A 6,360-nucleotide genomic window follows, 5' to 3' on the forward strand; every position below is an offset into this window, starting at 1 on the left:
GACTCTTCATGTGACACGAATGTTTCAAGATATTTCATATCTGATCGCTGTTTATTTCAGCGTCCCAGCCGGATTCAAACTGTTTCAAGCGCTTTGCCCACCGCAAACTGGCAAGGTCGACCGTCAACAAGAAAAGAACAAGAGAAAGCAGTGTGTATTCCCGGTCAAAGCGGTCCAGACGATCAGACCGGAAATACACCTGCACAAGCCCGTTAAAGCTTGAACTGCGCAACCATCGTGTTGAACGAAATCGCCAGCCGTGACAGTTCCTGACTGGATGCACTCGTCTGATTAGCGCCCGCTGCAGACTGTGCGCTCAGCTCCTGAATGTTGACCAGGTTGCGATCCACTTCGCGTGCGACCTGGGCCTGTTCTTCGGACGCCGAGGCAATCACCATGTTGCGCTCGTTGATGGTGCCTACGCCGCTGGTGATTTTTTCCAGGGCGCTGCCGGCACGCTGAGCGAGTTCCTGGGTGTTAGTGGCCGTCGCCAGGCTTTTGCTCATTGCAGCGACCGCACCGTCGGCACCGGACTGCACGGTACCGATCATGCCTTCGATTTCCACCGTTGAAGCCTGGGTGCGGTGCGCCAGAGCGCGCACTTCGTCGGCTACCACAGCAAACCCTCTGCCTTGTTCACCGGCGCGTGCAGCCTCGATGGCGGCGTTCAGCGCAAGCAGGTTGGTCTGTTCCGCAATGCTGCGGATGACCTCAAGCACTTTGCTGATATCCCGGACGTGGCCGGCAAGCGTGGTCACTGACCCCGTCGACTCGGTAATCTCCCTGACCATCGTGCCGATGCCCTTGACGGTGTTATCAACCTGGCCACGACCGTTCGCGGCGTCGGTTGCCAGTGCTTTGGACTCCTCCGAGGTAGACACTGCATTGCGGGCTACCTCTTCAACAGCAGCCGTCATTTCGTTTACCGCCGTTGCAGCCTGTTGAATCTCGTCATTTTGTCGAGTAAGGCCGCGTGTGCTTTCTTCGGTGACCGCGCCAAGCTCTTCGGCTGCGGAGGCAAGCTGATCGGACGCGCTGGAAATCTCCTGAATCGTGCGTTTCAAGTTGCCCTGCATCGTGCCGATCGCATTGAGCAGGTGCCCCGCTTCATCGCCTCGGGTGCTGGAAACGCTCTGGGTCAAGTCGCCCGATGCAATACGTTGTGCAACTTCGATAGCGCTTCTCAGTGGTCCTGTAATCATGCGAGTGATCAGAATACCCAACATGATCGCCACCACAAACGCGATGACGATACCCGCCGTCAACATGAATACCGAGTTGCTTTGCAGCCTGTCAGCGGCCTCTGCACCTTCTTTGATCTGGCGCTTGTTGGAGTCGATCATGATCTGCAGGTAGCCGCGAGCCTTGTTGAACTCCCCGTCCGCCAGCGCGTTGAGGCGATTGCGCGCGTCTTCCAGTTTGCCCGCCTGCTGCAGGTCAAAGATGTTCTGGGAAGCAGAGATGTAGGCTGACATCAAGGCGTCGTACTGGTCGCCCGCTGCGCGTTCATCGTCCTCCAATGGGGTGGCGCGGTAGATGGCATAGACTTTCTGCGCACGCTCCAGCTCGGCATTGATACTTTGGCGCATTTTCTCCGCCGTGGCCTTGTCCTTGGCATCGAGCAAACGGTAAAGCCCGCGGTTATGAGTGGTCAGGGCGGTCATCGTCTCGTTGGTGTTGGCCACTGAAACCAGATTATTCGAGAACGTCAGCTCAAGGGCATCGGAAAGCCGGTTGATACCGAGCATGCCCAAACCACCCACAGCCAAGGTGATCATGGCGCAAACGATGAACGCGGCCATGAGTTTTTTAGCGAAACTGGTGCGATTTATCAGGTTCATTGATTATCCATCATCGTTAAGTAAGGGGTCACTTCTGTCCGAGAGCCCTACTGCACTAGAGGCAAGTAGTTACGCGTGGTTTTGTACTTTTGTTGTAAGCGGTTCGTTGGACTACAGAAATAGCCATCCCCTCTCTGTGCCAGGGCAGAACCTGCTTCCAACAACAAACTAACCGTGCCGTAGCCTAGTAGATATCTGGCCCAAGACCGTTAGTTTTACGGGCCGCGAGAGGTGGAAAGTGCTGTTCACGACACTTTGACTTTTCGCGCTCCCTGTCTTTATCGGCATGAAGCGGATTTTATGAATAGCCACGGGGGTGTTACTGGATAAAAAGGGAGGACTGCATGAAAACGGGTACTGATGCGCTGGGTGCGCTCACTGGAACCCAGGGAGGAAGTATGTCGGAATGCGAAGTATTCTCTGGTGCTTATTCCGGTCAGGGAGCCAGCCCCGAGGCAGCATTACACTGTTTACCCAGGCCTGCGAAACCACTTTATAAGTGTCTCATGGCCATCATCGATATAAGTAAAGATAACGGGCACTACCAACAGGCTTAGTACGGTCGAGGCCAACAGTCCGCCGATAACGACCACCGCCATCGGTTGACGGAAACCGGATTCGCCGCCCCATCCCAGTGCGGTCGGCAGCATGCCCGCGCCCATTGCAATGGTGGTCATGAGAATTGGCCGGGCGCGTTTGTGGCAGGCGTCGATCAACGCTTCGTAGCGGCTTACGGTCGGCGCACGGCGAGCCATGATTGCGTACTCCACCAGCAGGATCGAGTTCTTGGTGACGATCCCCATCAGCATCAGCAGACCGATGACTGACGCCATGGAAAAACTCATCCCGCCGATCAACAGTGCCAACAGTGCGCCACCAAGCGATAGCGGGAGCGCCGACAGGATGGTCAGCGGCTGCATGAAGTCATGGAACAGCAACACCAGCACCGCGTAGATACAGAATACGCCAACGGCCATCGCCAGACTGAAGTTGCCAAACAACTCGCTCATCAACTGCAACTCGCCCTGCTCCACCAGTTTTACTTGCGCTGGCAGGTTCTGCATGACCGGCGTTTGCCTGGCCTGTTCCATCACTTCGCCCAGATTGCTGCCATTGAGTTCGATGGACAGGGTGATATTGCGTAAGCGATCGATACGATCAATCTGCGCGGGGCCGCTGCCCATGCTGAGCTCTCCCAGCGACGCCAGTGCGATCTGGCCATCACGCCCCGTGACCCGTAACTGAGCGAGGCTCTGCAGGTCGGTACGTACTTGCGGCTGCATGCGCACCCGTACATTGACCTGGCGCTGGGACAGATTGATCTTGCCCAGAGACGAACTGTATTCACCATAGGTGGCCATGCGCAGGGTGTCGGCGATGTCTTGACTGCTGACACCCTGCTCTGCCGCGCGGACAACATCCGGGCGCATCTGGATTTCCGGTCGTTGCACCGCAGCACTTGAGGTGACGTTGCCGATGCCCTTTATCTGGCGCAACTGCGGTTCAAGCGCGGCGGCTGTACGCTCCAGTAAATCGCCATCATCGCTAGCGAGGACGATGTCCAGCCGTTCGCCGCTGGCGTCACCACCGACCGTCACCCGCACACCAGGCAAACTGCGCAGACTTTCACGCATGCTCGCTTCCACCTGGGATTGTCTCAGGGCGCGCTGGTCTCGCGGCAGCAGATCGACGGTCAGTATCGCGTTGCGATTACCTGCACTGCCGGCATCGCCGCTGCCCGCTGCGATGAACACGTGGGCCACTTCAGGGATCGCACGCAAACGCTTCTCAGCCTGCAAGGTAATCTCGCCGGTCTGCGCCAGACTGCTGCCGGGCGGCAATTCCAGGCTGACGATGCTGCTGGCAATATCCTGTGCAGGCAGAAAGCTGGTCGGCAGCAAGGGTATAAGCGCCAGCGAGCCGATGAATAGAGCGCCCACAATGGACATGGTGGTCTTGCGGCGGCTCAGGCTGGTATGAATCCAGCCCAGGTAACGCCTCATCAAACCGCCGTCGTGTTCGCCATGCGATCGCGCCTTGAGAAAGTGCGCAGCCATCATCGGCGTCAGAAGACGGGCGACCAGTAACGAAAACATCAACGCAGCGCTGGCGGTCACACCGAACTGGCGAAACAGTTTGCCGGAAATCCCGCCCATGAAAGCGGTCGGCAGGAATACCGCAACCAGGGTCACGGTGGTTGCCAATACCGCAAGGCCGATCTCGTCGGACGCTTCGATTGCCGCCTGCCGTGGGGTTTTGCCCATGCGCAGGTGTCGCGCAATGTTTTCGACCTCAACGATGGCATCGTCGACCAGAATGCCGATCACCAGCGCCAGCGCCAGCAGCGATACGGTATTGAGGCTAAAACCGGCAAAATACATCACGCCGAAGGTCGGGATGATCGACAAGGGCAGCGCCGTGGCCACGATAACGGTCGCCCGCCAGTCACGCAGGAACCACCAGACCACCAGCACAGCCAGTAACATCCCTTCGTAGAGCAGCGCCATGGAGCCACGATAGTTTTCCATCACCGGCTCGACGGCATTACTCGCCTCTTCAATACGCACATCAGGGTGCAGCCTGGCGAACTCACTGACTGCCTGGCGCAAATCCCTGGTCACGCCGACGTCGGAAAAGCCCAGGGAGCGGATGACCTGAAAGCCAATCACCGGTTTGCCATCGCGATACGCCAGCGTAGTACGCTCGGCATGGGTATCGCGCACGGTGGCCAACTGCTGCACAGCGAGCATCCGTCCATCGCTGACGGGAATGCGGATAGCGCCCAGCGCTGCGGGGTCGTCAATACCGCCGAGGACACGCAGCGCCTGTTGACCGCTGCCCAGATCGCCCTGCCCTCCGGAATTGTCTTTTTGCATCGCCCGCAAACGATCTGCAATATCCGTCACACTCAGACCCAGACCGGCCATCAGCGCCGGATCAAGGTCAACCTGGACTTCGCGGTCCACGCCGCCCACCCGGCTGATCTTCGCGACCCCACGCACGGTCAGCAGCTGTTTACTCAGCTCGTTGTCGACAAACCATGACAACGCTTCTTCGTCCATGCGTGGCGCATCGACCACATAGGTCAGCAACGCCGTAGTGTTGGTGGTCAGGCGGGTTACCGATGGCGTGTCGAGGTTGGCTGGCAATTCAGCCGCAGCGCTGTCCACCGCATTGCGCACTTCGTTGAGGGCTTCGTTGCCATCCTTGTCGATGTCGAAGATCACATTGATGAGGACACTGCCTTCGGTAATTTGCGTGGTGACATGCTTGAGCAGGCGCAGCGAGGTCAGCTTGTCTTCGAGCTTGCGCGCGACTTCGGTTTCCAGTTGCTCGGGGGCGGCCCCTTCCAGCGAGGCACTGATGACCACAGCAGGCAGATCGGTGTCGGGAAAGTCCTGGATGCCGAGACGCTCGAATCCGAGGAAACCAAACAGGGTCAGCAATAAAAACAGCATGACCGCCGGAACCGGGTAACGAATCGACAACGCGGAGATATTCATTGCGCGCGGGCCTCGGCGTTGACCAGCGTCACGCTGGCCCCGTCATTGAGAAAGGCCCCACCGCTGCGGACGATCTGTGCCTGCTCTGCCAGGCCGCCGAGGATTTCCAGCGCCGACCCACGACGTCGTCCGATCTCTACCACTTGCTGGCTGACGCGCATGTCCTTGCCCAGTACAAACACATAGGAGCGCCCGTCGCGCAGGATCACGCTGGTGTCCGGAACCGTCAGCGCCGGGCTGGACGGCAGTTCGATGCGACCGCTGGCGTACATGCCGGAGCGGGCCATCGACCCTGTCGGCAGGGATACGTAGACCAGCGCCCTGCTGGTCTTGCCGTCAAGCACTGGCGAGACCAGCCGCACGTGCCCTTCGACCTCATTACCGCCGGGCAGCTTCACACGGGCGAGCTGCCCGGCCTTGACGCCTGGCAGTTGCTGGGCATCCAGTTCCGCCTGCCACTCGATGCGGCCCTCCCGGATCATTCTGAACATTTCGCTGCCCGCCGACACCACATCGCCAAGCAAGGCCTTGCGCCCGGAAATGATTCCGTCATCCACTGCGACGATGCGCGTCTGCGTGAGTTTGATCCGGATGCTGCGCAGATCGGCATTCGCCGAGGCCAGGTCAGCTTCGGCGGTCTGCACCTTGACCCGGTACTCTTCCAGTTTCTGCTCGGACAGGGCGCCGCTCTGCCCTACCGAGGCCGCCCGTCTGGCATTGGAGCGGGCTTCCTGCAGTTGCGCAGAGGCCTGGGCGGCCGCCGACTTCTGCTTGTTTTCCTCGGCCAGCACGCTGTCATCGGCCAGGGTCGCCAAAACCTGGCCCTTCTTCACCTGATCGCCGATATCAGCTTTCAGGCTGGCGATACGCAAGCTTCCGGTCTCGGCACTGATCACGGCTTCCTGCCACGGTGCGAGCGCACCGCTGGCCACACGCTCCTGCGGCCAGTCTTCGCGACGCGGTTGCACCGCCTCGACCGTCAGGCTGGTGGCCGGCGCGGCCGCGGCTGCCGGGGG

Annotated in this window: 4 protein-coding genes and 1 pseudogene; 1 reads left to right on the forward strand and 4 read right to left on the reverse strand. The window is 59.4% G+C overall.

Annotation, left to right across the window (positions count from 1 at the left end):
- Positions 1 to 19 precede the first annotated feature (19 nt).
- On the forward strand, positions 20 to 223 hold the full coding sequence (locus AO388_RS12005) for a hypothetical protein (protein ID WP_032609569.1): 204 nt from the start codon (positions 20 to 22) through the stop codon (positions 221 to 223).
- On the opposite strand, the gene AO388_RS30295 is transcribed toward AO388_RS12005, so the two are convergent.
- The 4 genes and pseudogenes from AO388_RS30295 to AO388_RS12020 form a co-directional block, all read right to left on the reverse strand.
- Positions 213 to 1,076 (reverse strand): methyl-accepting chemotaxis protein, encoded by an 864-nt coding sequence (locus AO388_RS30295; protein WP_374271030.1) that lies wholly within the window; start codon positions 1,074 to 1,076, stop codon positions 213 to 215. The genes AO388_RS12005 and AO388_RS30295 overlap by 11 nt on opposite strands.
- Positions 1,071 to 1,841: pseudogene (locus tag AO388_RS30300) on the reverse strand (MCP four helix bundle domain-containing protein); the annotation flags it as partial. The pseudogene AO388_RS30300 and the gene AO388_RS30295, both read right to left, overlap by 6 nt.
- A gap of 470 nt (positions 1,842 to 2,311) precedes the next feature.
- Positions 2,312 to 5,344: an efflux RND transporter permease subunit gene (locus AO388_RS12015; protein ID WP_058416513.1), complete on the reverse strand. Its 3,033-nt coding sequence runs from the start codon at positions 5,342 to 5,344 to the stop codon at positions 2,312 to 2,314.
- Positions 5,341 to 6,360 (reverse strand): efflux RND transporter periplasmic adaptor subunit (locus tag AO388_RS12020; protein WP_058416514.1); only part of this gene is annotated, 1,020 nt, incomplete at its 5' end. The genes AO388_RS12015 and AO388_RS12020, both read right to left, overlap by 4 nt.

The organism is Pseudomonas sp. ICMP 10191 (assembly GCF_001467335.1).
Classification (GTDB): domain Bacteria; phylum Pseudomonadota; class Gammaproteobacteria; order Pseudomonadales; family Pseudomonadaceae; genus Aquipseudomonas; species Aquipseudomonas cerasi.